This window comes from Pseudomonas sp. CJQ_9 (genome assembly GCF_043106615.1).
In the GTDB taxonomy this organism is placed as follows: domain Bacteria; phylum Pseudomonadota; class Gammaproteobacteria; order Pseudomonadales; family Pseudomonadaceae; genus Aquipseudomonas; species Aquipseudomonas juntendi.
This window is the reverse complement of the sequence record NZ_JBICMS010000024.1, coordinates 45,055-71,796: the sequence shown is the minus strand read 5'-3', so window position 1 is coordinate 71,796 and position 26,742 is coordinate 45,055. Positions and strand designations below refer to the sequence as shown.

The 26,742-nt window shown below is 61.3% G+C and carries 24 protein-coding genes and 2 tRNA genes; 21 read left to right on the top strand and 5 right to left on the bottom strand.

Going from position 1 to position 26,742, the window contains the following annotated elements:
• Window positions 1-47: 47 nt before the first annotated feature.
• On the bottom strand, window positions 48-1,718 hold the full coding sequence (locus tag ACF8SD_RS04040; RefSeq protein ID WP_173891116.1) for a lactate permease LctP family transporter: 1,671 nt from the start codon (window positions 1,716-1,718) through the stop codon (window positions 48-50).
• 255 nt (window positions 1,719-1,973) lie between these two features.
• Here ACF8SD_RS04040 and ACF8SD_RS04035 point away from each other — a divergent pair, with 255 nt between their 5' ends.
• A complete protein-coding gene (locus tag ACF8SD_RS04035) occupies window positions 1,974-2,741 on the top strand; it encodes a GntR family transcriptional regulator (protein ID WP_054881451.1) in 768 nt (255 codons plus the stop codon).
• Window positions 2,742-2,910: 169 nt separating this feature from the next.
• Here ACF8SD_RS04035 and smpB read toward each other — a convergent pair whose 3' ends face one another.
• A complete protein-coding gene (gene smpB / locus ACF8SD_RS04030; RefSeq protein WP_029887491.1) occupies window positions 2,911-3,393 on the bottom strand; it encodes an SsrA-binding protein SmpB in 483 nt (160 codons plus the stop codon).
• Window positions 3,394-3,556: 163 nt separating this feature from the next.
• Here smpB and ACF8SD_RS04025 point away from each other — a divergent pair, with 163 nt between their 5' ends.
• Window positions 3,557-3,991 carry a type II toxin-antitoxin system RatA family toxin gene (locus tag ACF8SD_RS04025; RefSeq protein WP_173891115.1) on the top strand — a complete coding sequence of 145 codons (435 nt, stop codon included), beginning with the start codon at window positions 3,557-3,559 and terminating at the stop codon, window positions 3,989-3,991.
• Between the two features lie 57 nt (window positions 3,992-4,048).
• On the opposite strand, the gene ACF8SD_RS04020 is transcribed toward ACF8SD_RS04025, so the two are convergent.
• A complete protein-coding gene (locus ACF8SD_RS04020) occupies window positions 4,049-4,585 on the bottom strand; it encodes an outer membrane protein assembly factor BamE (RefSeq protein WP_173891114.1) in 537 nt (178 codons plus the stop codon).
• 97 nt (window positions 4,586-4,682) lie between these two features.
• Between ACF8SD_RS04020 and fur the strand changes: the two genes are divergently transcribed.
• Window positions 4,683-5,087 (top strand): ferric iron uptake transcriptional regulator, encoded by a 405-nt coding sequence (gene fur, locus ACF8SD_RS04015; protein WP_009685331.1) that lies wholly within the window; start codon window positions 4,683-4,685, stop codon window positions 5,085-5,087.
• 249 nt (window positions 5,088-5,336) lie between these two features.
• Here fur and recN read toward each other — a convergent pair whose 3' ends face one another.
• The gene (recN, locus tag ACF8SD_RS04010) at window positions 5,337-7,010 is read right to left on the bottom strand and encodes a DNA repair protein RecN (protein WP_392483892.1); all 1,674 of its coding nucleotides are present in this window, start codon (window positions 7,008-7,010) and stop codon (window positions 5,337-5,339) included.
• 192 nt (window positions 7,011-7,202) lie between these two features.
• Between recN and grpE the strand changes: the two genes are divergently transcribed.
• The 8 genes from grpE (at window position 7,203) to ACF8SD_RS03970 (ending at window position 17,602) form a co-directional block, all read left to right on the top strand.
• Window positions 7,203-7,760 carry a nucleotide exchange factor GrpE gene (grpE, locus tag ACF8SD_RS04005; RefSeq protein WP_009685333.1) on the top strand — a complete coding sequence of 186 codons (558 nt, stop codon included), beginning with the start codon at window positions 7,203-7,205 and terminating at the stop codon, window positions 7,758-7,760.
• A gap of 101 nt (window positions 7,761-7,861) precedes the next feature.
• Complete coding sequence (gene dnaK / locus ACF8SD_RS04000; RefSeq protein ID WP_392483890.1) at window positions 7,862-9,787, top strand: molecular chaperone DnaK; 1,926 nt, start codon at window positions 7,862-7,864, stop codon at window positions 9,785-9,787.
• Between the two features lie 196 nt (window positions 9,788-9,983).
• Complete coding sequence (gene dnaJ, locus ACF8SD_RS03995) at window positions 9,984-11,108, top strand: molecular chaperone DnaJ (RefSeq protein ID WP_009685335.1); 1,125 nt, start codon at window positions 9,984-9,986, stop codon at window positions 11,106-11,108.
• A gap of 13 nt (window positions 11,109-11,121) precedes the next feature.
• Window positions 11,122-11,925 carry a 4-hydroxy-tetrahydrodipicolinate reductase gene (gene dapB / locus ACF8SD_RS03990; RefSeq protein WP_173891111.1) on the top strand — a complete coding sequence of 268 codons (804 nt, stop codon included), beginning with the start codon at window positions 11,122-11,124 and terminating at the stop codon, window positions 11,923-11,925.
• 316 nt (window positions 11,926-12,241) lie between these two features.
• A complete protein-coding gene (carA, locus tag ACF8SD_RS03985) occupies window positions 12,242-13,378 on the top strand; it encodes a glutamine-hydrolyzing carbamoyl-phosphate synthase small subunit (RefSeq protein ID WP_003249935.1) in 1,137 nt (378 codons plus the stop codon).
• A gap of 105 nt (window positions 13,379-13,483) precedes the next feature.
• Window positions 13,484-16,705: a carbamoyl-phosphate synthase large subunit gene (gene carB, locus ACF8SD_RS03980; protein ID WP_029885745.1), complete on the top strand. Its 3,222-nt coding sequence runs from the start codon at window positions 13,484-13,486 to the stop codon at window positions 16,703-16,705.
• On the top strand, window positions 16,702-17,184 hold the full coding sequence (greA, locus tag ACF8SD_RS03975; protein WP_081016656.1) for a transcription elongation factor GreA: 483 nt from the start codon (window positions 16,702-16,704) through the stop codon (window positions 17,182-17,184). The genes carB and greA overlap by 4 nt, the downstream gene beginning before the upstream one ends.
• Window positions 17,162-17,602 carry an MFS transporter gene (locus ACF8SD_RS03970; protein ID WP_173891110.1) on the top strand — a complete coding sequence of 147 codons (441 nt, stop codon included), beginning with the start codon at window positions 17,162-17,164 and terminating at the stop codon, window positions 17,600-17,602. The genes greA and ACF8SD_RS03970 overlap by 23 nt, the downstream gene beginning before the upstream one ends.
• A gap of 140 nt (window positions 17,603-17,742) precedes the next feature.
• Here the strand turns inward: ACF8SD_RS03970 and yhbY are convergent, their stop codons facing one another.
• Window positions 17,743-18,051 (bottom strand): ribosome assembly RNA-binding protein YhbY, encoded by a 309-nt coding sequence (yhbY, locus tag ACF8SD_RS03965; RefSeq protein ID WP_173891109.1) that lies wholly within the window; start codon window positions 18,049-18,051, stop codon window positions 17,743-17,745.
• Window positions 18,052-18,153: 102 nt separating this feature from the next.
• Here yhbY and rlmE point away from each other — a divergent pair, with 102 nt between their 5' ends.
• From rlmE to nusA, 10 genes are all read left to right on the top strand, one after another.
• On the top strand, window positions 18,154-18,780 hold the full coding sequence (gene rlmE / locus ACF8SD_RS03960) for a 23S rRNA (uridine(2552)-2'-O)-methyltransferase RlmE (protein WP_009685342.1): 627 nt from the start codon (window positions 18,154-18,156) through the stop codon (window positions 18,778-18,780).
• A 203-nt stretch (window positions 18,781-18,983) separates the two neighbouring features.
• Window positions 18,984-20,888, top strand: coding sequence for an ATP-dependent zinc metalloprotease FtsH (gene ftsH / locus ACF8SD_RS03955; RefSeq protein WP_173891108.1), 1,905 nt, complete (start codon window positions 18,984-18,986; stop codon window positions 20,886-20,888).
• A gap of 8 nt (window positions 20,889-20,896) precedes the next feature.
• Entirely contained in the window at window positions 20,897-21,748 is an 852-nt protein-coding gene (folP, locus tag ACF8SD_RS03950) for a dihydropteroate synthase (RefSeq protein WP_173891107.1), read from the top strand.
• Window positions 21,749-21,764: 16 nt separating this feature from the next.
• Window positions 21,765-23,105, top strand: coding sequence for a phosphoglucosamine mutase (gene glmM / locus ACF8SD_RS03945; RefSeq protein WP_173891106.1), 1,341 nt, complete (start codon window positions 21,765-21,767; stop codon window positions 23,103-23,105).
• 65 nt (window positions 23,106-23,170) lie between these two features.
• Window positions 23,171-23,926: a triose-phosphate isomerase gene (gene tpiA, locus ACF8SD_RS03940; RefSeq protein ID WP_086977100.1), complete on the top strand. Its 756-nt coding sequence runs from the start codon at window positions 23,171-23,173 to the stop codon at window positions 23,924-23,926.
• A 4-nt stretch (window positions 23,927-23,930) separates the two neighbouring features.
• Window positions 23,931-24,332 carry a preprotein translocase subunit SecG gene (gene secG / locus ACF8SD_RS03935; protein ID WP_009685347.1) on the top strand — a complete coding sequence of 134 codons (402 nt, stop codon included), beginning with the start codon at window positions 23,931-23,933 and terminating at the stop codon, window positions 24,330-24,332.
• An 18-nt stretch (window positions 24,333-24,350) separates the two neighbouring features.
• Window positions 24,351-24,436, top strand: a tRNA-Leu gene (locus ACF8SD_RS03930).
• 100 nt (window positions 24,437-24,536) lie between these two features.
• Window positions 24,537-24,613, top strand: a tRNA-Met gene (locus ACF8SD_RS03925).
• A gap of 129 nt (window positions 24,614-24,742) precedes the next feature.
• Window positions 24,743-25,201 (top strand): ribosome maturation factor RimP, encoded by a 459-nt coding sequence (rimP, locus tag ACF8SD_RS03920; RefSeq protein WP_009685348.1) that lies wholly within the window; start codon window positions 24,743-24,745, stop codon window positions 25,199-25,201.
• Window positions 25,202-25,260: 59 nt separating this feature from the next.
• Window positions 25,261-26,742: a transcription termination factor NusA gene (nusA, locus tag ACF8SD_RS03915; RefSeq protein WP_009685349.1), complete on the top strand. Its 1,482-nt coding sequence runs from the start codon at window positions 25,261-25,263 to the stop codon at window positions 26,740-26,742.

The following is a 26,742-nucleotide window of genomic DNA, read 5'->3' as shown; positions in this document are numbered from 1 at the left end:
GCTTGGGGGGTATGCCAGGCGCCCGATGGCGCCCGGCCCCTTTCACTTTAGTGATGAACCAGCATGCCGGTCAGCCAGTAAGCCTGGATCAGGGTGATCAGGCCGACGATGGTGGCAAAGAACAGGCTGTGCTTGACGGTGAAGCGGAACAGGTCGGATTCCTTGCCGACCAGGCCGGTGGCGGCGCAGGCCACGGCGATCGATTGCGGCGAGATCATCTTGCCGGTCACGCCGCCGCTGGTGTTGGCCGCTACCAGCAGGGTGTCGTTGACCCCGATCTGGTGTGCAGTGGTGGCCTGCAGCGAGCTGAACAGGGCGTTGGACGAGGTGTCCGACCCGGTCAGGAACACACCCAGCCAGCCAAGGAACGGCGAGAAGAACGGGAACGCCGCGCCAGTGCCGGCCAGCACCAGGGCCATGGTCGACGACATGCCCGAGTAGTTGGTGACGAAGGCGAAGGCCAGCACCATGCCGATCGACAGGATGGGCCAGCGCAGTTCCCAGAAGGTCTCTTTGAAAGTGGTAAGACCAGTTTTGAAGTTGATTTTCAGCACCGCCATCGAGATCAGCGCCGAGAGGAAGATCGCGGTGCCGGTGGCGGAGATCGGGTCCAGCTTGAACACTGCGGGCATGGCGGTTGGCGCGGCCACGATCGGTGCGGTCTTGATCACCAGTTGGTCAAGGTGCGGGATGGCGAAGTTGAACACGAAGTTGTACATCGCGCCGCCTGGGGCGAAGGCTGCCTTGAACGGTTTCAGGGTCCAGATGGTAACCAGCACGGTCAGGATCAGGAACGGCGACCAGGCCTTGAAAATCTCGCCAAAGCTGTAAGGGCTTGGCTGGCTGCCGCTTGGCTGCACCACGGCGGCACCCACGCTGGCCTTGGCTTCGCCGAACGCGCGCTTGGGTTGCCACACTTTCAGGAACAGGGTGAGGCAGATTAGGCTGGCCAGGGCCGAGGTGATGTCTGGCAGCTCGGGGCCGATGAAGTTCGAGGTGAAGTACTGGGTCACGGCAAAGCTCAGGCCGGCCACCAGGGCCGCAGGCCAGGTTTCTTTCACGCCGCGCAGGCCGTCCATCATGAACACCAGCCAGAACGGCACGAACAGCGACAGCAGCGGCAGCTGGCGGCCGGTCATGGCGCCGATGTGGAAGGCGTCGATACCGGTCACCTGGCCGGCCACGATGATCGGGATGCCCAGGGCGCCGAAGGCGACCGGTGCGGTGTTGGCGATCAGGCACAGGCCGGCGGCGTACAGTGGGTTGAAGCCCAGGCCGACCAGCAGTGCGGCGGTGATGGCCACCGGCGCGCCGAAGCCTGCTGCACCTTCCAGAAACGCGCCGAAGCAGAAGCCGATCAGCAGTACCTGCAGGCGCTGGTCGTCGGTGATCGACAGCACCGAGCTGCGGATCACTTCGAACTGGCCGCTCTTGACCGTGAGTTTGTACAGGAACACCGCGGCAACGATGATCCAGGCAATTGGCCAAAGGCCATAAAGGAAGCCGTAACCTGCGGCAGCCAGGGCCATGTCGACCGGCATGTGGAAGGCAAATATGGCCACCAGTACCGACAAGGCCAGGGTAATGCTACCCGCCACGTGGCCCTTCAGGCGGAACACGGCGAGGGCAAGGAAGAAGAACACGATGGGAATGACCGCCGCCAGTGCGGACAGGCCAAGACTACCAAGCGGGCTATAGAGTTGTTGCCAGGTTTGCATATGGGGTGGCCCCTAATTGTTGTTGGTCAGGCGCTGGCATTGGATAATTGGTAAGACCAATTTACAATGGCTGGTCGCTAGGTTAAAAGCGCTGTCGTGGGTGTGTCAATTTGTCCCGTGCAAAACTTTGGTCGCGTGCCGATGAGCGGGCAGCTGATGTGCCGGGAAAATCATGGCCTGATGGGTGTTCGCGCGCTCTGGATCGGCGAGAATAGGCACCCCCGGGTGTGTGCCGGGGTTTGTGGAGAGCATGTGATGGTTTTTGATCAGGTTCGCCAACGGCGCCTGTCCGACGACATCGTCGATCGGTTGGAAGCGATGATTCTGGAGGGCACCCTTACGTCAGGGCAGCGGCTGCCCGCCGAGCGTGCGCTTGCCGAACAGTTCGGTGTGTCGCGCCCGTCACTGCGTGAGGCGATCCAGAAACTGGTGGCCAAGGGCTTGTTGGTCAGCCGGCAGGGGGGCGGCAACTTTGTCGCCGAGTCGCTGGGGTCCACGTTCAGTGACCCGCTGTTGCAGTTGCTGGAACACAGCCCCGAGGCCCAGCGCGACCTGCTCGAGTTTCGCCATACGCTGGAGGCGTCCTGTGCGTATTACGCGGCGCAGCGCGCTACCGAGCCAGACCGGGCGCGGCTGAAGGCGGCGTTCGATACGCTGCAGGACTGCTATGCCAGGGTCGATGAAGTGACCCGGGCCGAGGAGGGCGCGGCCGATGCGCGCTTCCACTTGGCGATTGCCGAGGCCAGCCATAACGCGGTGCTGTTGCACACCATCCGCGGCTTGTTCGACCTGCTCAAGCGCAACGTGGTGACCAACATTGGTGGCATGTACCAGCAGCGGACCGAGACCCGCGACATGCTGATCAGCCAGCACCGCGAGCTTTACCTGGCGATTGTCGAGGGCAGGGCGGAGGAGGCGCGAGAGGTGTCCAGCCGGCACATTCTGTATGTGCAGGAAGTGCTGGAAGAGGCGCATGAGGAGGCGCAGCGGGTAGCGCGGGCGGAGCGGCGTAGCGGGCGTTGACTCGGTCTCTTCATGCATGTGCGGTTAATGTAGGAGCGGCCTTGTGTCGCGATGGGCTGCGAAGCGGCCCCTGGGCTTCGGCAATGAGCGGAGATTGCTGGGGCTGCTTCGCAGCCCATCGCGACACAAGGCCGCTCCTACACTGACCGCGCTGCTGACAAAGAAGGTTTTAGTCTTCCTTGCCCTTGTTGCGCACCGCCCGCTGCAGCTCGCGGTTGGAATCGCGTTCGCGCACGGTGTCGCGCTTGTCGAATTCCTTCTTGCCCTTGCCCAGTGCAATTTCGCACTTGATCAGGTGCTTGCTCCAGTACAGCGACAACGCCACGCAGGTGTAACCCTTTTGCGCCACCGCCGCTTCCAGGCGCTCAAGCTCGCGCTTGTTCAGCAGCAGCTTGCGCGTGCGCATCGGGTCGGCGATCACGTGGGTGCTGGCCGTGGTCAGCGGGGTGATGTGGCTGCCGAACAGCCAGGCCTCACCGTCCTTGAGCAGCACGTAGCTGTCCACGAGGTGCGCCTTGCCGGCTCGCAGGCTTTTTACTTCCCAACCGGACAGGACCAGCCCGGCCTCGAACTTGTGTTCGATGAAGTAATCGTGTCGCGCTTTTTTGTTCTGCGCGATGGTCCCGGTCGGATGTTTCTTTTGTTTAGCCATAGGGCCGGCATTATAGGCAAGACCGTGCGTCGTTCGCTATGGGATTTCGGTGTGCTTGAGCCACCGCAATGAATACCGGACAATACAAGCCCTGTCCTGCCGACAGAATCTGTTTTTGGCACGCTGCGAAGCGCCGCCACCCAGCCTTGGAAGTGACGCCTGGATGACTACCCATATTCAACGCTCCGCCCTGCTGCCATACCCCGCCCAGGCGCTCTACGATCTGGTCAACGACGTGGCCAGCTACCCGCAGTTCCTGCCGTGGTGCTCGGCCGCGACGGTGATCGAAAGCAGCGAAACGCACATGCGTGCCAAGCTCGAAGTGGCCAAGGGCGGCATGAGCCAGCACTTTGTGACGCGCAACGTGCTGGTGCCCGGGCAGTCCATCGAAATGAACCTGGAGGAAGGCCCCTTTACCCAGTTGCATGGGGTGTGGGTGTTCAAGCCTTTGGGCGAGAAGGCCTGCAAAATCAGCCTGGACCTGTCTTTCGATTATGCCGGGCCCATTGTGCGTGCCACGTTGGGGCCGCTGTTCAACCAGGCGGCGAATACCCTGGTCGATGCGTTCTGCCAGCGTGCCAAGCAGTTGAACGGCTGATCAGGCAGGCAGCAACAAAAAACCCGGAACAAGTCCGGGCTTTTTTGTTGCTTTCGATTACCGGGTTTCCAGCGGTGCTGGCGTAGGCACCGGGGTGGTCTCGATGGTATCGATTTCGCGCTGGATGGCCTCTTCGGTCGAACCAGGCTTGGCGGGTTGCACCGCCGGTTGTGTGGCGGGCTGCTCGGTTTGGCCTGGCTCGGTGGCGGGGCTGACCGTGGTATCGCTGCTGCCACCCAGAATTTCCTGGTCGCGGCTAACGCCTGGCATAAAGTCGCCAGACAGGCTGACCAGTTGGTCGCTGTCGTTGAAGAAAATGCTCATGCGCTCCTGCTGGCGTTGGCCGCCACCAGGCTGCAGGCTGTACAGGTAATCCCAACGGTTGGTGTTGAAAGTGTCCTGAATCAGCGGGTTGCCCATGATAAACCGCACTTGCCGTCGGGTCATTCCCGGGCGCAATTGGTCTATCATGTCCTGCGTGACGACATTGCCCTGCTGGATGTCGATTTTGTAAACCCCGGGAAACGAGCAACCGGCGAGTGCGAGCAGTCCCGCGAGGGCGAGGCTGTTTAGCAAGAGCTTGGTGTTTTGCATCGGTGGGCGACTTCCACTATCTTGGCTGGACAACGTAAACCCCGATCATACCCGTATTAAGAGAAGCTGCGAAGCAGCATCGGCGAGAAAGCTGACCATGGTTGAAAATAGCGAATTACGCAAAGCCGGTCTCAAGGTAACCCTGCCTCGAGTCAAGATCCTTCAGATGCTCGACTCTGCCGAGCAGCGTCACATGAGCGCCGAGGATGTCTACAAGGCGCTGATGGAGGCTGGCGAGGACGTTGGCCTGGCTACCGTGTACCGCGTACTGACCCAGTTCGAAGCGGCGGGTCTGGTGGTTCGCCACAACTTCGACGGCGGTCATGCGGTATTCGAACTGGCTGATGGCGGTCACCACGACCATATGGTCGACGTGGATACCAGTGAAGTCATCGAGTTCATGGACGCCGCCATCGAGAAGCGTCAGCGTGAAATCGTGGAGGAACACGGTTTCGAGCTGGTGGACCACAATCTGGTCCTGTACGTGCGTAAGAAGAAGTAACGATTCAATCGTTATGAACAGCAAAGGCGGCCTTCGGGTCGCCTTTGTGCTTTGGGGCATTAGGTCTGTGTGTAGGAGCGGGTTCACCCGCGAATAGGCCGGGCCTGCTGGCCAGGATTGCCTGGCTATTTACTGTTGCAGCGCCACCGCATTCGCGGGTAAACCCGCTCCTACACTATTTGCGGATCGACGAAGCCCCTTGTGGCGAATAGGCTGTTGCAGCACCAGCGCGTTCGCGGATCAGTTGTTTCAGGCCTTGCTGGTGACCACCATCTTGCGCGCATGTGCCAGGGATTCCTTGGTCAGGTCGATGCCGCCCAGCATGCGTGCGACTTCTTCCACGCGCTCGCGCTTGCCCAGGCTGGCCACGGCGGTGTGGGTGGTGTCGCTGTTGCGCACCTTGTGCACGAACAGGTGGTGGTGCCCCTGCGCTGCCACCTGCGGCAGGTGGGTCACGGTCAGCACCTGGCCGCGCTCACCCAGCCGGCGCAGCAGCTGGCCGACGATTTCCGCGGTGGGCCCGCCGATACCCACATCCACTTCGTCGAATACCAGCGTGGGAATGCGCGAGGTCTGTGCCGTGATCACCTGGATCGCCAGGCTGATGCGCGACAGTTCGCCACCCGACGCAACCTTGGCCAGGCCCTTGAGGGGTTGCCCCGGGTTGGCGCTGACCAGCAGTTCGATCTGCTCCAGGCCATGCGGCGAGAGTTCCGTGCCCTGGTGCGGGGTCAGCTCGATACGGAAGCGCCCGCCAGGCATGCCCAGGCGCTGGATTTCCTGTTCGACCGCCACCGCCAACTGCTGGGCGGCCTGCCGGCGCAGGGCGCTGAGTTCGCTGGCCCGCTCTTTATAATGCTGGGCGTACGCAGCCAGCTCTTCGCCCAGCTGTTCAATCGATTCATCGCTGGCGTTCAGGCCTTCCAGCTCTTCCATCAGTTGCTGCTGCAGGCGGGGCAGCTCGGTCGGGTGCACACGGTGTTTGCGCGCCAGGGTATAGATGGTGTCGAGGCGCTCCTCCAGTGCCTGCAGGCGTAACGGGTCGGCATCGAAGTTGTCCAGGAAGCGGTTGAGCTCACCCACCGCTTCTTCAACCTGGATTTGCGCGCTGGCGATCAGGTTGGCCGCCTCGCTCAGCGCCTTGGGCGACTGGGTGGCGGCGCCGAGGCGGTTGAGGCTGGCGGTGAGGGCGCTGAGTACGTTGCCTGAATCACTTTCGCTGCACTGGTCGATGACCTGGCGGCAGATACCGAACAGGGCTTCGGCGCTGGTCAGGTTCTTGTGTTCCTGCTCCAGCTGTTCCAGTTCGTGCTCGCCGAGGGCGAGGTTGTCCAGCTCTTCCAGCTGGTAGCTGAGCAGCTGATGGCGGGCGCGCTGCTCGTCACCGGAGTTGGACAGGCGCTCAAGTTCCAGGCGGGTTTGCTGCCAGCGTTTGGCGGCCAGTTGCACCTGGCGGGCCAGGTCGACAGCACCGGCGTACTCGTCTAGCAGGCGGCGGTGGGTGTCGGTTTTCAGCAGCGACTGGTGCTCATGCTGGCTGTGGATGTCGATCAGCAGTTCGCCCAGGGCCTTCAGGTCGCCGAGCGGGCACGGGGTGCCGTTGATGTAGCCCCGGCTGCGCCCTTCGGCGGTGATGACCCGGCGCAAAATGCACAGCCCGTCGCTGTCCATGTCGCGCTCGGCCAGCCAGCTGTGCGCCTCGGGGATGTCCACCAGGTCGAAGGTGGCCAGGATATCGGCCTTGTCGGTGCCAGGGCGCACCACGCCGCTGTCGGCCCGGTCGCCCAGGGCCAGGCCGAGGGCGTCGAGCATGATCGATTTGCCAGCGCCGGTCTCGCCCGTGATGACGGACATGCCGCGGGCGATTTCGAGGTCGAGGTGTTCGACGATGGCGTAGTTGTGAATGGACAGGTGCACCAGCATGGGGGCGGCTCCCGAAAAGTCAGGTCTGGTTATTTATACAGTACTTTTTTCAGGCCTGCCAATGCCTCTTGGCGGATTCTGTTTGTGCCTGGAAACCCGCTTGCCCCTTGAAGCTGGTTTTTCCGGCCCCATATAGCCGACAACCAAGGCGAGCCTGGCTCGCAGTCCACAAAATTGCGCAGGAGAGACCCCATGGCTGACGAACAGCTGAACGAAAAAGACCTTAATGTTGAGGAAACCGGTGCCCAAGCCACTGCGGATGCCCGTGTTCTGGAACTCGAGGAACAGCTGGCCGCCGCCAAGGACCAATCGCTGCGTGCCGTGGCCGACTTGCAGAACGTGCGCCGCCGCGCCGAGCAGGATGTCGAGAAAGCCCACAAGTTCGCCCTCGAGAAGTTCTCCAGCGACCTGCTGCCGGTGATCGACAGCCTGGAACTGGCCCTGGCCCACTCCAGCGCCGAGGACGAAAACGTCAAGCAGATCCGCGAAGGCGTGGAGCTGACCCTGAAAATGTTCCAGGACACCCTCAAGCGCTACAACCTCGAGGCGGTCGACCCGCATGGCCAGCCGTTCAACCCTGAGCACCACCAGGCCATGGCCATGCAGGAAAGCGCTGACGTAGAGCCGAACAGCGTGTTGAACGTGTTCCAGAAGGGCTACCTGCTGAACGGCCGCCTGCTGCGCCCCGCCATGGTGGTGGTCAGCAAGGCGCCGAGCGCGGCGCAACCCTCGATCAATGAAAAGGCTTGAAATCCGTCGGGGCATCCCCATCTAGGTGTCAAGCCTTCAAGTATTACCGCAGTTGGCCAAATTAGTCGCTGCTACCAAATTCAAGTTTCGGGAGAGTTAACATGGGCAAGATCATCGGTATCGACCTGGGGACCACCAACTCGTGCGTCTCTATTCTGGAAAACGGTAACGTCAAAGTCATCGAAAACGCCGAGGGTGCGCGTACTACCCCTTCGATCGTGGCCTACGCCAACGATGGCGAAATCCTGGTTGGCCAGTCGGCCAAGCGCCAGGCCGTCACCAACCCGCACAACACCCTGTTCGCCGTGAAGCGCCTGATCGGCCGCCGCTTCGAAGAAGACGTCGTGCAGAAAGACATCAAGCTGGTGCCCTACAAAATCGTCAAGGCCAACAATGGCGACGCTTGGGTACAAGCGGGCGGCAAAGACATGGCACCGCCGCAAATCAGCGCTGAAGTGCTGAAGAAAATGAAGAAAACCGCCGAAGACTACCTTGGCGAGGCAGTGACCGAAGCGGTAATCACCGTACCGGCCTACTTCAACGACAGCCAGCGCCAGGCTACCAAAGACGCCGGCCGCATCGCGGGCCTGGACGTAAAACGTATCATCAACGAGCCGACTGCCGCTGCACTGGCCTACGGCATGGACAAGGCCAAGGGCGACCACACCGTCATCGTCTATGACCTGGGTGGTGGTACCTTCGACGTGTCGGTCATCGAAATTGCCGAAGTCGACGGCGAGCACCAGTTCGAAGTACTGGCTACCAACGGCGACACCTTCCTGGGTGGCGAAGACTTCGACATGCGCCTGATCGACTACCTCGTCGACGAGTTCAAGAAAGAGTCGGGCATGGACCTGAAGAACGATCCACTGGCCCTGCAGCGTCTGAAAGAAGCTGCTGAAAAAGCCAAGATCGAGCTGTCGTCCGCTCAGTCGACCGACGTCAACCTGCCGTACATTACTGCAGATGCCACCGGTCCGAAGCACCTGAACGTGAAAATCTCCCGCGCCAAGCTGGAGTCGCTGGTCGAAGACCTGGTTACCCGTACCATCGAGCCATGCCGCGTAGCGCTGAAAGACGCCGGCATCGACGCCAGCAAGATCGACGACGTGATCCTGGTCGGTGGCCAGACCCGTATGCCGCTGGTGCAGAAGGCTGTTGCCGACTTCTTCGGCAAAGAAGCCCGCAAGGACGTCAACCCGGACGAAGCCGTGGCCATGGGCGCTGCCATTCAGGGCGCGGTACTGGCTGGCGACGTGAAAGACGTGCTGCTGCTGGACGTCAGCCCGCTGACCCTGGGTATCGAAACCATGGGCGGCGTGATGACTTCGCTGATCGAGAAGAACACCACCATCCCGACCAAGAAGTCGCAGGTGTTCTCGACTGCCGACGACAACCAGGGCGCTGTGACCATTCACGTGCTGCAGGGTGAGCGTAAGCAGGCTGCGCAGAACAAGTCGTTGGGCAAGTTCGACCTGGCCGACATTCCGCCAGCGCCACGCGGTGTGCCGCAAATCGAAGTGACCTTCGACATCGACGCCAACGGTATCCTGCACGTCAGCGCCAAAGACAAGGCCACCGGCAAGTCGCAGTCGATCGTGATCAAGGCCAACTCCGGCCTGTCGGACGAAGAAATCGAGCGCATGGTGCGTGACGCCGAGGCCAACGCCGAGGAAGACCGCAAGTTCGAAGAGCTGGCTGCTGCCCGTAACCAGGGTGATGCGCTGGTTCACTCGACCCGCAAGATGGTCGCTGACGCCGGTGACAAGGTCACCGCTGAAGAGAAAACCGCCATCGAGGCTGCCGTGGTTGCCCTGGAAGCCGCTGTCAAAGGCGACGACAAGGCCGCCATCGAAGCCAAGGTCGAAGAGCTGTCCAAGGTCTCTGCCCCGGTTGCCCAGAAAATGTACGCCGAGCAGTCGGCCGAACAGCCTCAGGGTGGCGCGCAGCAGGCCGAGCCGGAAGCCAAGCACGATGACGTGGTTGACGCCGAGTTCGAAGAAGTCAAAGGCGACGACAAGAAGTAATCGTTGCATGTTGTCGGCCAGTTCACCGTGGTTTGTCGGTGAACTGGTAGGATGTCGCCGCGCGGGGGCTTGCTCCCGCGTTGGCGTATCTGGAATTCGAGAATTTTTACAGCATCTGTCAGCGGCCCCGGTGGGCGAGGGCAGGTGCTGATGGCGTGGCGCAGATGCCACACGCCCAACAAGGTGCAAATGACCTATGTCCAAGCGTGATTATTATGAGGTTCTGGGTGTCGAGCGCGGCGCCACCGAGGCAGACCTCAAAAAGGCTTATCGCCGTCTGGCGATGAAATACCACCCGGACCGCAACCCGGGCGATAAAGAGTCGGAAGACAAGTTCAAAGAGGCCAACGAGGCCTACGAAGTGCTGTCCGATGCCAGCAAACGCGCGGCGTTCGACCAGTATGGCCATGCCGGTGTCGACCCGAGCATGGGTGGCGGCGGCCCTGGTTTCGGTGGCGCCAACTTCTCCGACATCTTCGGCGATGTGTTCAGCGACTTCTTCGGCGGCGGCCGTGGTGGCGGACGCGGTGGTGCCCAGCGTGGCAGCGACCTGCGTTACACCCTGGAACTGAACCTGGAAGAAGCGGTGCGCGGCACTACGGTCAGCATCCGCGTGCCGACCCTGGTCAACTGCCAGCCGTGCGATGGCTCCGGCGCCAAGAAGGGCTCCACCCCGTCGACCTGCCCTACCTGTGGGGGCATCGGCCAGGTCCGCATGCAGCAGGGCTTCTTCTCGGTGCAGCAAACCTGCCCGCGTTGCCATGGCCAGGGCAAGATCATCACCGACCCTTGCACCTCGTGCCACGGCGAAGGCCGCGTCGAGGAATACAAGACCCTGTCGGTCAAGGTGCCGGCCGGTGTCGATACCGGTGACCGTATCCGCCTGTCGGGTGAAGGCGAGGCCGGCACCCATGGTGGCCCGACCGGCGACCTGTATGTGGTGATCAGTGTGCGTGAGCACGAGATCTTCCAGCGTGACGGCAAGCACCTGTACTGCGAAGTGCCGATCAGCTACACCGATGCTGCCCTGGGCGGCGAGCTGGAAGTGCCGACCCTCGATGGCCGCGTGAAGCTGCGTATTCCGGAAGGCACCCAGACCGGCAAGCAGTTCCGCTTGCGCGGCAAGGGTGTGGCGCCGGTGCGCGGTGGTGGTGCCGGTGACCTGCTGTGCCGTGTGGCCGTGGAAACCCCGGTCAACCTCAGCCGCCGTCAGCGCGAACTGCTCGAAGAGCTGCGTGATTCGCTGGAAGGCGACAGCTCGCACTCGCCCAAGGCCAGTGGCTGGTTCGATGGCGTGAAGCGCTTCTTCGGCGATCTCTGACAAGGAAAAGGCTATGCGACGTATTGCAGTGATGGGCGCGGCAGGGCGTATGGGCAAGACCCTCATTGAGGCCGTGCAGCAGCAACCCGGCGCCGGGCTGACGGCGGCGGTCGACCGCCCGGACAGCTCGCTGGTCGGCGCCGATGCCGGTGAACTGGCGGCCCTGGGGCGCATTGGTGTGCTGCTGTCCGACGACCTGGCCAAGGTGGTGGACGAGTTCGACGTGCTGATCGATTTCACCCACCCGTCGGTCACCCTGAAGAACCTGGCGTTCTGCCGCAAGCACGGCAAGGCCATGGTCATCGGTACCACCGGTTTCAGCGTCGAAGAAAAGCAGTTGCTGGCCGAGGCGGGCAAGGACATTCCAATCGTGTTCGCTGCCAACTTCAGCGTCGGCGTCAACCTGAGCCTGAAGTTGCTCGACATGGCGGCACGCGTGCTGGGCGATGATGTGGATATCGAAATCATCGAGGCGCACCACCGCCACAAGGTCGACGCACCTTCGGGTACGGCGTTGCGCATGGGTGAAGTGGTTGCCAACGCGCTGGGCCGCGACCTGCAGGAAGTGGCCGTGTATGGCCGTGAAGGGCAGACCGGCGCGCGCGACCGCAAGACGATCGGCTTTGCCACTGTGCGTGCTGGCGACGTGGTCGGTGATCACACCGTACTGTTCGCTGCAGAAGGCGAGCGCCTGGAGATTACCCACAAGGCCTCCAGCCGCATGACCTTTGCCAAGGGCGCGGTGCGTGCGGCCCTGTGGCTCGACGGGCGTGAGCCTGGTCTGTACGACATGCAGGATGTGCTTGAACTGCGTTAAGCAGTGAGGGCTGTGTTGGCTTCTTCGCGGGCTTGCCCGCTCCCACAGGGCCTGGGCCTTGCACAAACCCTGTGGGAGCGGGCAAGCCCGCGAAGAAGCCAACCCATTAGCCAGCCTGTCGCATCGATGTGTTTTAGAGGCACATATGCGGTAGACCGAAAACGCACTTTTCTGTAAGCTACAGCTTTAGTGTGTCCACTAAAAGCGCGCAGCGAATTGAATTCAGCACATGAAAGCGGGGTGACGTGTCCATACGTCACTCCGCTTTTTTGCAACCTGCGATCGCCCTTTCATGCTTGATTTACGGGAGGTCTTCTTGACAAAGCCAGCCATACTCGCCCTTGCCGACGGCAGTATTTTTCGCGGTGAAGCCATTGGTGCCGACGGTCAGACCGTTGGTGAGGTGGTATTCAACACCGCTATGACCGGCTACCAGGAAATCCTTACAGACCCTTCCTACGCGCAGCAAATCGTCACCCTGACCTACCCGCACATCGGCAACACCGGTACCACCCCGGAAGACGCCGAGTCCAACCGCGTATGGTCCGCTGGCCTGGTCATCCGTGACCTGCCGCTGCTGGCCAGCAACTGGCGCAACACCCAGTCGCTGCCGGAGTACCTCAAGGCCAACAACGTGGTTGCCATCGCCGGCATCGACACCCGTCGCCTCACCCGCATCCTGCGTGAGAAGGGCGCCCAGAACGGCTGCATCCTGGCGGGTGACAACATCAGCGAAGAGGCGGCCATCGCCGCTGCCCGTGGCTTCCCGGGCCTCAAGGGCATGGACCTGGCCAAGGTGGTTTCCACCAAGGAACGCTATGAGTGGCGCTCCAGCGTGTGGGAGCTGAAAACCGACAGCCACCCGACCATCGACGCGGCCGACCTGCCCTACCACGTGGTGGCCTTCGACTACGGCGTCAAGCTGAACATTCTGCGCATGCTGGTTGCCCGTGGCTGCCGCGTGACCGTGGTGCCGGCCCAGACCCCGGCCAGCGAAGTGCTGGCGCTCAACCCGGACGGCGTGTTCCTGTCCAACGGCCCTGGCGACCCTGAGCCGTGCGACTACGCCATCCAGGCCATCAAGGAAATCCTCGAAACCGAGATTCCGGTATTCGGCATCTGCCTGGGCCACCAGTTGCTGGCGCTGGCTTCCGGTGCCAAGACCGTGAAAATGGGCCATGGCCACCACGGTGCCAACCACCCGGTGCAAGACCTGGACACCGGCGTGGTCATGATCACCAGCCAGAACCACGGCTTTGCCGTTGACGAAGCCACCCTGCCGGGCAATGTCCGCGCCATCCACAAGTCGCTGTTCGACGGCACCCTGCAGGGTATCGAGCGTACCGACAAGAGCGCGTTCAGCTTCCAGGGCCACCCTGAAGCGAGCCCAGGCCCGACCGACGTCGCGCCACTGTTCGATCGTTTCACCGATGCCATGGCCAAGCGCCGCTGAGCATCCTGCTTCAAGGCCCCGGGCCGGCACACGCCGCGCCCGGCAGCGCCTGACCCAGATTGTTCAAAGCGGCTTGCCGACTGACCCCGGATTTGAGTGACCACCATGCCAAAACGTACAGACATCAAAAGCATCCTGATTCTCGGCGCTGGCCCGATCGTGATCGGCCAGGCCTGTGAATTCGACTACTCCGGCGCCCAGGCTTGCAAAGCCCTGCGCGAGGAAGGTTTCCGCGTCATCCTGGTGAACTCCAACCCAGCCACCATCATGACCGACCCGGCCATGGCCGACGCCACCTACATCGAGCCGATCAAGTGGCAGTCGGTGGCCAAGATCATCGAGAAAGAGCGCCCAGACGCCGTGCTGCCGACCATGGGTGGCCAGACTGCACTGAACTGCGCCCTGGACCTGGAGCGCCACGGCGTTCTGGAAAAGTTCGGCGTAGAGATGATCGGTGCCAACGCCGACACCATCGACAAGGCCGAAGACCGCTCGCGCTTCGACAAGGCGATGAAGGACATCGGCCTGGAGTGCCCGCGGTCGGGTATCGCCCACAGCATGGAAGAGGCCAATGCGGTGCTGGAGAAGCTGGGCTTCCCTTGCATCATCCGCCCGTCGTTCACCATGGGCGGCACTGGCGGCGGTATTGCCTACAACCGTGAAGAATTCGAAGAAATCTGCACCCGTGGCCTGGACCTGTCGCCAACCAAGGAACTGCTGATCGACGAATCGCTGATCGGCTGGAAAGAGTACGAGATGGAGGTGGTCCGCGACAAAAAGGACAACTGCATCATCGTCTGCTCCATCGAGAACTTCGACCCGATGGGCGTGCACACCGGTGACTCGATCACGGTTGCTCCGGCGCAGACCCTGACCGACAAGGAATACCAGATCATGCGCAACGCCTCGCTGGCGGTGCTGCGTGAAATTGGTGTGGAAACCGGCGGTTCCAACGTGCAGTTCGGTATCTGCCCGAACACCGGCCGTATGGTCGTGATCGAGATGAACCCGCGCGTTTCGCGTTCCTCGGCACTGGCGTCCAAGGCTACCGGCTTCCCGATCGCCAAGATCGCCGCCAAGCTGGCCATCGGCTACACCCTCGACGAGCTGCAGAACGACATCACCGGCGGCCGTACCCCGGCCTCCTTCGAGCCGTCGATCGACTACGTGGTCACCAAGCTGCCGCGCTTCGCCTTCGAGAAATTCCCCAAGGCCGACGCCCGCCTGACCACCCAGATGAAGTCCGTGGGTGAAGTCATGGCCATCGGCCGTACCTTCCAGGAGTCCCTGCAGAAAGCCCTGCGTGGCCTGGAAGTCGGCGCTTGCGGCCTCGACCCTAAAGTCGACCTGGCCAGCCCGGAAGCTGCCAGCATCCTCAAGCGCGAGCTGACCGTGCCGGGTGCCGAGCGTATCTGGTATGTCGCCGACGCCATGCGTTCGGGCATGACCTGCGAAGAAATCTTCAATCTGACCGGCATCGACATGTGGTTCCTGGTGCAGATGGAAGACCTGATCAAAGAAGAAGAGAAGGTCAAGACCCTGGCCCTGTCGGCCATCGACAAGGACTACATGCTGCGCCTCAAGCGCAAGGGCTTCTCTGACCAGCGCCTGGCCAAGCTGTTGGGTATTACCGACAAGAACCTGCGCCGCCACCGCCACAAGCTGGAAGTGTTCCCGGTGTACAAGCGCGTCGACACCTGTGCCGCCGAGTTCGCCACCGACACCGCCTACCTGTACTCCACCTATGAGGAAGAGTGCGAGGCCAACCCGTCGACCCGTGACAAGATCATGATCCTGGGCGGTGGCCCGAACCGTATCGGCCAAGGTATCGAGTTCGACTACTGCTGCGTACACGCGGCCCTGGCGCTGCGTGACGACGGTTACGAGACCATCATGGTCAACTGCAACCCGGAAACCGTTTCCACCGACTACGACACCTCCGACCGCCTGTACTTCGAGCCGCTGACCCTGGAAGACGTGCTGGAAGTGTGCCGCGTCGAGAAGCCCAAAGGCGTGATCGTGCACTACGGCGGCCAGACCCCGCTGAAACTGGCGCGCGCCCTGGAAGAGGCCGGTGTGCCGATCATCGGTACCAGCCCGGATGCCATCGACCGCGCCGAAGACCGCGAGCGCTTCCAGCAGATGGTCCAGCGCCTGAACCTGCTGCAGCCGCCGAACGCGACCGTGCGCAGCGAAGAAGAGGCCATTCGTGCCGCCGGCAGCATCGGCTACCCGCTGGTCGTGCGCCCCTCCTATGTACTGGGTGGCCGTGCCATGGAGATCGTCTACGAACTGGACGAGCTCAAGCGCTACCTGCGTGAGGCTGTTCAGGTTTCCAACGACAGCCCGGTACTGCTCGACCACTTCCTCAACTGCGCCATCGAAATGGACGTGGATGCGGTGTGCGACGGTACCGACGTGGTCATCGGCGCGATCATGCAGCACATCGAACAGGCCGGCGTTCACTCCGGTGACTCGGCATGCTCGCTGCCACCTTACTCGCTGAGCAAGGGCGTGCAGGACGAAGTGCGCGAACAGGTCAAGAAAATGGCCCTGGAGTTGGGCGTGGTCGGCCTGATGAACGTGCAGCTGGCGCTGCAGGGCGACAAGATCTACGTGATCGAAGTCAACCCGCGTGCATCGCGTACCGTGCCGTTCGTGTCCAAGTGCATCGGCACTTCCCTGGCCATGATCGCGGCCCGCGTCATGGCTGGCAAAACCCTGAAAGAGCTGGGCTTCACTCAGGAAATCATCCCGAACTTCTACAGCGTCAAGGAAGCCGTCTTCCCGTTCGCCAAGTTCCCAGGGGTTGACCCGATCCTCGGCCCTGAGATGAAATCGACCGGTGAGGTCATGGGTGTTGGTGACAGCTTCGGTGAAGCCTTCGCCAAGGCCCAGATGGGTGCCAGCGAAGTGCTGCCTACTGGTGGCACCGCGTTCATCAGCGTGCGTGACGACGACAAGCCACAAGTGGCTGGCGTTGCCCGTGACCTGATCGCCCTGGGCTTCGAAGTGGTTGCTACTGCAGGCACCGCCAAGGTTATCGAGGCGGCTGGCCTGAAAGTGCGCCGCGTGAACAAGGTGACCGAAGGCCGCCCGCACGTGGTCGACATGATCAAGAACGACGAAGTGTCGCTGATCATCAACACCACCGAAGGCCGCCAGTCGATCGCCGACTCCTATTCGATTCGTCGCAATGCGCTGCAGCACAAGATTTACTGCACTACGACCATTGCGGCCGGTGAAGCCATCTGCGAGGCGTTGAAATTCGGTCCCGAGAAGACTGTTCGTCGCCTGCAGGATCTGCATGCAGGACTCAAAGCATGAGCATTACCAAATACCCGATGACCGTCCAGGGCGCTCGCGCCCTGGAAGAGGAGCTGACCTTCCTGAGCAAGACCGAGCGCCCGCGCCTGAGCCAAGCCATTGGTGAAGCGCGTGAGCTGGGCGACCTCAAGGAAAACGCCGAATACCATGCCGCGCGTGAAGAGCAGGGCATGGTCGAGGCGCGTATCCGCGATATCGAAGGCCGCCTGCAGAACTCGGTGGTGATCGACGTCACCACCATCGCTCACACCGGCAAGGTGATTTTCGGCACCACCGTGGTGCTGGCCAACACCGAAACCGATGACGAGGTGACCTACCAGATCGTCGGTGAAGATGAAGCTGACGTGAAACAAGGCAAGCTGTCGAACAGCGCACCGATCGCCCGTGCCATCATTGGCAAGGAAGAAGGTGACACCGTGGTGGTGAAGACCCCAAGCGGTACGGTCGAGTACGAGATTGTCGAAGTCAAACACATCTGACCGGCGCCTGCGGGCGCCATCCCTCGAGGGGATCCTCTGGCAACTGGCCCAGGTGTTCTGGGTCGGTGGCCTGTGGGTGTTCCATGTGGGGCTGGTGCCTGCGCTCAAGGTCAGTGGCCTGGCGCCGCTGCTGGTGCAGGATATCGCCGGGCAGATCGACCGCTGGTTGATCGGCGTGGCGTTGCTTGGCTTGTTGACCCAGCTGGCTGTGCTGGCAAGGGTGGAAGGCCTGGCGGCCTGGTGGCGGCAGTTTCGTGGCCAGATGCTGTTGCTCGGCTTCGGTGCGTGTGTGGGGTACTACACCCTGCGTTACGGCATTTCCGTTGGCGAGCGCTGGCAGATGTTCTGCTTCTTGGTGCTGGGCTTCTCCGGCATCGTGCTGGTAGCCCAGCCGGTGCCGGTCAAAGCCCAGCGCTAGGCGGCTCGAGACCGCTGGGGCCGCTTTGCGGCCTATCGCAGGCAAGCCAGCTCCCACACCGACCGCATCAAGCTCAAGGTATGCGCCGTAATTGTGGGAGCTGGCTTGCCTGCGAAGGGCTGCAAAGCAGCCCCATGCCGTTACTTATAACGGTGAATGTTGGACAGCTGCTTGTTCGGTTGTGGGTTCTTGCGGTAGATCAGGGCTTTCTTGCCGATGGTCTGCACCAGTTCGGCGCGGCCGGCCTTGCACAGCTCGGCGATGGTCTCGGCGCGTTCTTCGCGGTCTTCCGAGCGAATCTCGACCTTGATCAGTTCATGATCGGCCAGTGCGCGTTCCAGCTCGGCGACCACGCCTTCATTCAAACCATTGCCAGCAACGATCAGGACCGGCTTCAGGTCATGACCAATGGACTTGTATTGCTTCTTCTGCTCGTTATTGAGCGGCATAATCTGACCCTTTCCGTCTGATTCTGTAAAATTGACCGGCATTTTACCCGAGGGCCACCGGCTCCGCCCAGTCAATCACGACGCATATCATCGAGGTGCCCCGTGGTACAACGTTCCAAAAGCAGCGCAAACTGGCTGCGAGAGCATTTCAACGATCCTTTTGTGAAACAGGCACAGAAGGACGGCTACCGCTCGCGTGCGAGCTACAAACTGCTGGAGATCCAGGAAAAGGACCGCCTGATCCGCCCCGGCATGAGCGTAATCGACCTGGGTGCGGCCCCGGGCGGGTGGTCGCAGGTGACCAGTCGTCTGATTGGCGGCCAGGGCCGGCTGATCGCTTCGGATATCCTGGAAATGGACTCGATCCCCGACGTTACCTTTATCCAGGGCGATTTCACCGAAGACGCCGTGCTCCAGCAAATCCTCGACGCGGTCGGTGATTCGCACGTGGACCTTGTGATTTCCGACATGGCCCCCAATATGAGTGGTACGCCCGAAGTGGACATGCCACGTGCCATGTTCCTCTGCGAGCTGGCCCTGGACCTGGCAACCCGCGTGCTCAAGCCCGGCGGGGATTTCCTGATCAAGATTTTCCAGGGCGAAGGCTTCGACATGTACCTGAAGGACGTGCGCACCAAGTTCGACAAGGTGCAGATGCGCAAGCCTTCTTCATCGCGGGACCGCTCGCGTGAACAGTACCTGTTGGGCAAAGGTTTCAAAGGCGCTTGAAAGGCGTGAAGCGCGGCGGCCGATAGTTATTTCCAATCGGCCGCGGCGTCAGGATCGTCCGAACTTCGTGTAGTCTAGCTTTCACAAAGGGTTACAGACGGTGCCTGCGGCTGCGTAGGTAATGTAGTAAGTTAGGGCGATGAATATCATGCGAGGCACGGCTGCGTCGTGCGCCGGCCTCAGAGGGTAGCGAATTGAACGACATGGCAAAGAATCTGATCCTGTGGTTGATCATCGCAGCTGTCCTGGTGACAGTGATGAACAACTTCTCCAGCCCTAACGAGCCGCAGACCCTCAACTACTCCGACTTCATCCAGCAGGTCAAGGATGGCAAGGTCGAGCGTGTGACGGTCGACGGCTACATCATTACCGGCAAGCGCTCCGATGGCGACAGCTTCAAGACTGTGCGCCCGGCCATCACCGATAACGGCCTGATCGGCGACCTCGTCGACAACCACGTAGTGGTCGAAGGCAAGCAGCCTGAGCAGCAGAGCATCTGGACGCAGCTGTTGGTCGCAAGCTTCCCGATCCTGGTGATCATCGCCGTGTTCATGTTCTTCATGCGCCAGATGCAGGGCGGTGCCGGCGGTAAAGGCGGGCCGATGAGCTTTGGCAAGAGCAAGGCGCGCCTGCTGTCCGAAGACCAGGTCAAGACGACCCTGGCCGACGTTGCCGGTTGCGACGAGGCCAAGGAAGAAGTTGGCGAGCTGGTGGAGTTCCTGCGTGACCCGGGCAAGTTCCAGCGCCTGGGCGGCCGTATCCCGCGTGGCGTGCTGATGGTGGGCCCGCCCGGTACCGGTAAAACCCTGCTGGCCAAGGCCATTGCCGGTGAGGCAAAAGTCCCGTTCTTCACCATTTCCGGTTCGGACTTCGTTGAAATGTTCGTCGGTGTCGGTGCCAGCCGTGTGCGCGACATGTTCGAACAGGCCAAGAAGCATGCCCCGTGCATCATCTTCATCGACGAGATCGACGCCGTGGGCCGCCACCGTGGTGCCGGCATGGGCGGTGGTCACGACGAGCGTGAGCAAACCCTGAACCAGCTGCTGGTGGAAATGGACGGCTTCGAGATGAACGATGGCATCATCGTCATCGCCGCCACCAACCGCCCGGACGTACTCGACCCGGCGCTGCTGCGCCCCGGCCGTTTCGACCGCCAGGTGGTGGTCGGCCTGCCGGACATCCGCGGCCGCGAGCAGATCCTGAAGGTGCACATGCGCAAGGTGCCGGTCAGCGAGAACGTCAACCCGGCCGTCATCGCGCGGGGTACGCCGGGCTTCTCCGGTGCTGACCTTGCCAACCTGGTCAACGAAGCTTCGCTGTTTGCCGCCCGCTCCAACAAGCGCCTGGTGGAAATGAAGGAGTTCGAGCTGGCCAAGGACAAGATCATGATGGGCGCCGAGCGCAAGACCATGGTCATGTCCGAGAAAGAAAAACGTAACACTGCCTATCACGAGGCGGGCCACGCCATCGTCGGCCGGCTGGTGCCTGAGCACGATCCAGTCTACAAGGTTTCGATCATCCCGCGTGGCCGTGCCCTGGGTGTGACCATGTTCCTGCCGGAAGAGGACCGTTACAGCCTGTCCAAGCGTGCCTTGATCAGCCAGATCTGCTCGCTGTACGGCGGTCGTATTGCCGAAGAGATGACCTTGGGCTTCGACGGGGTTACCACGGGCGCTTCCAACGACATCATGCGTGCCAGCCAGATCGCACGGAACATGGTGACCAAGTGGGGCCTGTCCGAAAAACTCGGTCCGTTGATGTATGCCGAAGAAGAAGGCGAGGTGTTCCTGGGGCGCAGCGCTGCCAGCCAGCACGCCAGCGTTTCCGGCGAAACCGCCAAGCTGATCGACTCCGAGGTGCGCAGCATCATTGACCAGTGCTACGCGACGGCCAAGCAGTTGCTGGTTGAAAACCGCGACAAGCTCGAAGCAATGACCGAAGCACTGATGAAGTATGAGACCATTGATGCCGATCAGATCGACGACATCATGGCTGGGCGTACGCCACGCGAGCCGCGTGACTGGGACGATGATACGGATTCGGGCACGCCTGCTGCCCAGAACGATCGTCCGGAATCGCCGATTGGCGGCCCGGCAGCTCAACACTAAGGGCATCTATGAGCTCAGTGCAGTACCCGACCCGGTTGCCTTGCGGCAACCGGGTTCTTGATTTGTCACGTACCCATGTCATGGGTATCCTCAATATCACCCCCGATTCCTTTTCCGATGGCGGGCGCTTCAACCAGCGCGACGAGGCCTTGCGCCATGCCGAAGCGATGGTTGCCGCCGGCGCCACGTTGATCGACATCGGTGGTGAGTCCACCCGGCCTGGGGCTCGCGCCGTTTCGGTCACCGAGGAGCTCGAGCGTGTGGCGCCCATGGTCGAGGCGATCAACAGTCGCCTGGATGTGGTCATCTCCGTCGATACCTCAACCCCGGCCGTCATGCGTGAGTCTGCGCGCCTGGGCGCCGGGTTGATCAACGACGTGCGTGGCCTGGAGCGCGACGGCGCCCTGGATGCCGCTGCCGCCACCGGCCTGCCGGTGTGCCTGATGCACATGCGTGGCGAGCCGGGCAACATGCAGGACGACCCGCACTACGACAACGTGACTGCCGATGTTGCCCGGTATCTGCAGCAGCGCATGGCGGCCTGCGCATCGGCCGGTATTGATGAACACCGCATCATTCTTGACCCGGGCTTCGGTTTCGCCAAAACGCTGGCGCACAACCTGAGCCTGTTCAAGCACATGGAAACGCTCCATCGTCTTGGGCGCCCACTCCTGGTGGGGGTCTCGCGAAAGAGCATGATCGGCCTGACGCTGGAACGTCCGGTCGACGAGCGCCTGTACGGCAGCCTGGCACTGGCGGCCCTGGCCATGACCAAGGGCGCGAGCATCCTGCGTGTCCACGACGTGGCCGAAACGGTCGATGTGGTGCGCATGATCGCTGCGGTACAAGGCGCCGAATAAGAACATTGGAGTCCCTATGAGCAGAAAATACTTTGGTACCGACGGCATTCGTGGCCGCGTCGGCGAATACCCGATCACCCCGGACTTCATGCTGAAGCTGGGTTGGGCGGCCGGCATGGCCTTCCGCAAGCTCGGCCACTGCCGGGTGCTGGTGGGCAAGGACACGCGTATCTCCGGCTACATGTTCGAGTCTGCCCTCGAAGCCGGCCTGTCGGCGGCAGGGGCTGATGTGATGCTGCTGGGGCCGATGCCAACACCGGCCATCGCCTACCTCACGCGTACCTTCCACGCCGAAGCCGGTATTGTCATCAGCGCCTCGCACAACCCGCATGACGACAACGGCATCAAGTTCTTCTCGGGCCAGGGCACCAAGCTGCCGGACGACGTCGAACTGATGATCGAGGAACTGCTCGATCAGCCGATGACCGTGGTCGAGTCGAGCAAGCTGGGCAAGGTGTCGCGTATCAACGATGCTGCTGGCCGCTATATCGAGTTCTGCAAGAGCAGCGTACCGAGCAGCACCAGTTTTGAAGGCCTCAAGCTGGTGGTCGATTGCGCCCATGGTGCCACCTACAAGGTTGCGCCAAGCGTGTTCCGTGAGCTGGGTGCCGATGTCACTGTGCTGCATGCCCAGCCCGACGGGTTGAACATCAACGAAAACTGCGGCTCGACCCATATCGAATCGCTGCAGGCTGCGGTGCTGGTCGGGCATGCCGATCTTGGTATCGCCTTCGACGGTGACGGCGACCGCGTACTGATGGTCGACCACACCGGGGCGATCGTCGATGGCGACGAGTTGCTGTTCATCATTGCCCGCGACCTGCAGGAGCGTGGCAAGCTCCAGGGCGGGGTAGTGGGTACGCTGATGAGCAACCTGGGCCTGGAGCTGGCGCTCAAGGACCTGGATATCCCCTTCGTGCGGGCCAAGGTCGGTGACCGTTATGTGATGGCCGAGCTGCTGGAGCGTGAGTGGCTGGTGGGCGGCGAAAACTCGGGCCACGTGGTGTGCTGCAACTACACCACTACCGGTGACGCGATCATTGCCGCGTTGCAGGTGCTGATGGCGCTCAAGCGCCGCGGCGAGGGCCTGGCCCAGGCCCGTCAGGCCCTGCGCAAATGCCCGCAGGTGCTGATCAATGTGCGCTTTGGCGGCAGCAAGGTCGACCCGCTGCAGCACCCGGCCGTGCAGGAAGCCAGCGCCAAGGTCACCGAGGCGCTGGCGGGGCGCGGGCGAGTATTGTTGCGCAAGTCCGGCACCGAGCCGCTGGTGCGGGTAATGGTCGAAGGCGAGGACGAAGCGCAGGTGCGTTGCCATGCCGAAGCCCTGGCCAAACTGGTTGGCGAAGTTTGTGTCTGAAGGCGCTTGCCAGCGCAGATCTGGTTGGGTAAGATCTGCGCCCACTTTGACCGACGAGGTAAAGCATGCGTCGCCCTATGGTAGCTGGTAACTGGAAGATGCACGGTACCCGCGCTAGCGTCGCTGAGCTGACCGAAGGCTTGAGCAATCTCGCCTTGCCGAGCGGAGTGGAAGTCGCAGTATTTCCACCGGCCTTGTTCATCAATCAAGTGATCGATGGCCTGGCAGGTAAAGAAATTACTGTCGGTGCACAGAATTCTGCTGTACAACCCGAACAGGGTGCGCTGACCGGGGAAGTTGCTCCCGAGCAGCTGGTTGAAGCAGGTTGCAAGTTGGTGTTGATTGGCCATTCCGAGCGTCGCCAGATCATTGGCGAAACCGACGAAGTGCTGAATCGCAAGTTTGCAGCGGCCCAGGCCAAAGGTTTGAAGCCCGTGCTTTGCATAGGGGAAACCCTGGAAGAGCGCGAGGCAGGCAAAACGCTCGAAGTTGTCGGGCGTCAACTAAGCAGTATCATCGAAGCATTCGGTGTTAAGGCTTTTGCCAATGCAGTAATTGCCTATGAGCCTGTATGGGCCATCGGCACTGGCCTTACGGCCACGCCACAGCAGGCCCAGGATGTGCACGCCGCCATCCGCGGCCAGCTGGCGGCAGAAGATGCTGAAGTGGCTGCGAAGGTGCAGTTGCTCTACGGCGGCAGCGTGAAGGCGGCCAATGCGGCCGAACTGTTCGGCATGCCGGATATCGATGGGGGGCTCATTGGTGGAGCGTCCCTGAACGCAGACGAATTCGGTGCAATTTGTCGCGCCGCAGGAAACTGAACAAATGCTGGAAACAGTCATCGTTGTTTTTCATCTGTTGGCAGCGCTTTCGCTAGTAGTGCTGGTACTGTTGCAACAGGGTAAAGGTGCTGAAGCAGGTGCATCTTTCGGCGCGGGTGCTTCTAATACCGTGTTCGGGAGCCAAGGCTCTGCAACGTTCCTAAGTAAATTAACTGCTATACTCGCTGCCACTTTCTTTTTGACAGCACTTGGGTTAGGATACTTCGCGAAGCAACAAGCTCACCAGCTTAGCCAAGCAGGTCTTCCAGATCCAGCAGTGCTAGAAGTGAAAGAGCCGCAAAAACCGGCAGTCAATGATGATGTACCGGTGCTCCAACAGCAGCAGAAGAGCGAAGCCACTCCTAACACGGGTGATGTACCTCCTCCGGCAGAAGAGCAGAAGTAACGGGTTTCAAGTAGTATTGCCGAGGTGGTGGAATTGGTAGACACGCAACCTTGAGGTGGTTGTGCCCATAGGGTGTAGGGGTTCGAGTCCCCTTCTCGGTACCAATTGAAGCTTGAGAGCCCGCTTTAGCGGGCTTTCTTGCAGGTGAAGGTTTGGATTTGACCCTCAGCAGGGTTCGGTCTTATACTTTCGCCCCAGCTTTGTCGCGGGGTGGAGCAGCTTGGTAGCTCGTCGGGCTCATAACCCGAAGGTCGTTGGTTCAAATCCAGCCCCCGCAACCAGCTTCAGCGGAGCCCCTTTTCAGGGGCTTTTTGCTAACCGAACAGTTTCGGCGTCGTTGTCCAACGGCGCTTTCAGGGATGGGCGCTTTGCCCATTTTTTATTTGCACAGCATGCACGAGGGGGTTCAGGTGTCGAGCAAGCTAGAACAGTTGCAGGCCTTGTTGGCCCCGGTTGTCGAGGGTCTGGGCTATCAATGCTGGGGGATCGAGTTCGTTTCCCAGGGTAAGCATTCGGTATTGCGCATCTACATCGACAAGGAAGGCGGTATTCTGGTGGACGATTGCGAAGCAGTCAGCCGTCAGGCCAGCGCAATCCTCGATGTGGAAGATCCAATCAGCAGTGAATACACCCTCGAGGTGTCTTCTCCAGGCATGGATCGCCCACTGTTCACTCTGGAACAGTTTGCCTCGCATGCCGGCGAACAAGTGAAGATCAAGCTGCGCTCACCCTTCGAGGGTCGTCGTAACTTCCAGGGCCTTCTCCGCGGTGTGGAGGAGCAGGACGTGGTGGTCCAGGTGGACAACCAGGAATTCCTTCTGCCGATCGATTCGATCGACAAGGCCAATATTATTCCCAGTTTTGACTGAGACGTGCCGGGCCCGGCGGACTATCCGGGCCCAATGGCTTGCGCAAGGCGAGGCGTACGATGAGCAAAGAAGTACTGCTGGTTGTTGAATCGGTATCCAACGAAAAAGGTGTACCGCCCGGCGTCATTTTCGAAGCGCTGGAGGTGGCCCTGGCCACTGCAACCAAAAAACGTTTTGAAGACGAAGTCGATCTGCGTGTGGAAATCAACCGCCACACCGGTAGCTACGAGACCTTCCGTCGCTGGACCGTGGTCGATGAAGCCGATTTGGACGACCCGGCGATCGAGACCTGGCTGGACAAGATCAAGGACACCCACCCTGAAGCCAAGGTAGGTGACGTGATCGAAGAGAAGATCGAGTCCATCGAATTTGGTCGCATCGCCGCCCAGACCGCCAAGCAGGTCATCGTGCAGAAGGTCCGCGAGGCCGAGCGTGCCCAGGTGGTCGATGCCTACCGCGAACGCGTTGGCGAAATCATCTCCGGTACCGTAAAAAAGGTTACCCGCGACAACGTTATCGTTGACCTGGGCAACAACGCCGAGGCCCTGTTGGCCCGCGAAGACATCATCCCCCGCGAAACCTTCCGTGTTGGCGTGCGCCTGCGTGCGCTGCTGAAGGAAATTCGCACTGAAAACCGTGGCCCTCAGCTGATCCTGTCGCGCACCGCGCCGCAGATGCTGATCGAGCTTTTCCGCATTGAAGTGCCGGAAATTGCCGAGGGCCTGATCGAAGTCATGGCTGCTTCCCGTGACCCGGGTTCGCGAGCCAAGATCGCCGTCCGCTCCAAGGACAAGCGTATCGACCCGCAAGGTGCCTGTATCGGCATGCGTGGTTCGCGCGTCCAAGCTGTATCCGGGGAGCTGGGTGGTGAGCGTGTGGATATCGTCCTGTGGGACGATAACCCGGCGCAGTTCGTCATCAACGCCATGTCGCCGGCTGAAGTCGCGGCGATCATCGTTGATGAAGATGCCCATGCCATGGACATCGCCGTCGCCGAGGACAACCTGGCCCAGGCCATTGGCCGTGGCGGTCAGAACGTTCGTCTTGCCAGTCAGTTGACCGGCTGGACCTTGAACGTGATGACCGAGAAGGACATCCAGGCCAAGCAACAGGCCGAAACCGGTGACATCCTGCGCAATTTCATCGATGAACTGGAAGTCGACGAGGAGCTGGCCCAAGTGCTGGTCGACGAAGGCTTCACCAGCCTCGAAGAAATTGCCTACGTACCGTTGGAAGAAATGCTCAACATCGATGGCTTTGACGAAGATATCGTCAATGAGCTCCGCGCTCGAGCCAAGGACCGTTTGTTGACCAAGGCCATCGCTACCGAAGAAAAACTGGCAGACGCCCACCCGGCCGAAGACCTGCTCTCCCTCGAGGGCATGGACAAGGACCTGGCGGCTGAACTGGCGGTGCGCGGCGTGGTTAACCGCGAAGACCTGGCCGAGCAGTCGATCGACGATCTGCTCGACATCGACGGCATCGACGAAGAGCGTGCCGGCAAGTTGATCATGGCCGCCCGAGCCCACTGGTTCGAGTAA

Bases quoted from the DNA above. Each gene is read 5' to 3' on its own strand.
- folP (WP_173891107.1), top strand. From the start codon at position 20,897: ATGAGCTCAGTGCAGTACCCGACCCGGTTGCCTTGCGGCAACCGGGTT.
- dapB (WP_173891111.1), top strand. From the start codon at position 11,122: ATGCGACGTATTGCAGTGATGGGCGCGGCAGGGCGTATGGGCAAGACC.
- smpB (WP_029887491.1), bottom strand. From the start codon at position 3,393: ATGGCTAAACAAAAGAAACATCCGACCGGGACCATCGCGCAGAACAAA.
- secG (WP_009685347.1), top strand. From the start codon at position 23,931: ATGCTGGAAACAGTCATCGTTGTTTTTCATCTGTTGGCAGCGCTTTCG.
- ACF8SD_RS04025 (WP_173891115.1), top strand. From the start codon at position 3,557: ATGACTACCCATATTCAACGCTCCGCCCTGCTGCCATACCCCGCCCAG.
- carB (WP_029885745.1), top strand. From the start codon at position 13,484: ATGCCAAAACGTACAGACATCAAAAGCATCCTGATTCTCGGCGCTGGC.
- fur (WP_009685331.1), top strand. From the start codon at position 4,683: ATGGTTGAAAATAGCGAATTACGCAAAGCCGGTCTCAAGGTAACCCTG.
- dnaJ (WP_009685335.1), top strand. From the start codon at position 9,984: ATGTCCAAGCGTGATTATTATGAGGTTCTGGGTGTCGAGCGCGGCGCC.
- ACF8SD_RS04040 (WP_173891116.1), bottom strand. From the start codon at position 1,718: ATGCAAACCTGGCAACAACTCTATAGCCCGCTTGGTAGTCTTGGCCTG.
- tpiA (WP_086977100.1), top strand. From the start codon at position 23,171: ATGCGTCGCCCTATGGTAGCTGGTAACTGGAAGATGCACGGTACCCGC.
- nusA (WP_009685349.1), top strand. From the start codon at position 25,261: ATGAGCAAAGAAGTACTGCTGGTTGTTGAATCGGTATCCAACGAAAAA.
- ACF8SD_RS04035 (WP_054881451.1), top strand. From the start codon at position 1,974: ATGGTTTTTGATCAGGTTCGCCAACGGCGCCTGTCCGACGACATCGTC.
- grpE (WP_009685333.1), top strand. From the start codon at position 7,203: ATGGCTGACGAACAGCTGAACGAAAAAGACCTTAATGTTGAGGAAACC.
- yhbY (WP_173891109.1), bottom strand. From the start codon at position 18,051: ATGCCGCTCAATAACGAGCAGAAGAAGCAATACAAGTCCATTGGTCAT.
- ftsH (WP_173891108.1), top strand. From the start codon at position 18,984: ATGGCAAAGAATCTGATCCTGTGGTTGATCATCGCAGCTGTCCTGGTG.
- glmM (WP_173891106.1), top strand. From the start codon at position 21,765: ATGAGCAGAAAATACTTTGGTACCGACGGCATTCGTGGCCGCGTCGGC.
- dnaK (WP_392483890.1), top strand. From the start codon at position 7,862: ATGGGCAAGATCATCGGTATCGACCTGGGGACCACCAACTCGTGCGTC.
- recN (WP_392483892.1), bottom strand. From the start codon at position 7,010: ATGCTGGTGCACCTGTCCATTCACAACTACGCCATCGTCGAACACCTC.
- greA (WP_081016656.1), top strand. From the start codon at position 16,702: ATGAGCATTACCAAATACCCGATGACCGTCCAGGGCGCTCGCGCCCTG.
- ACF8SD_RS04020 (WP_173891114.1), bottom strand. From the start codon at position 4,585: ATGCAAAACACCAAGCTCTTGCTAAACAGCCTCGCCCTCGCGGGACTG.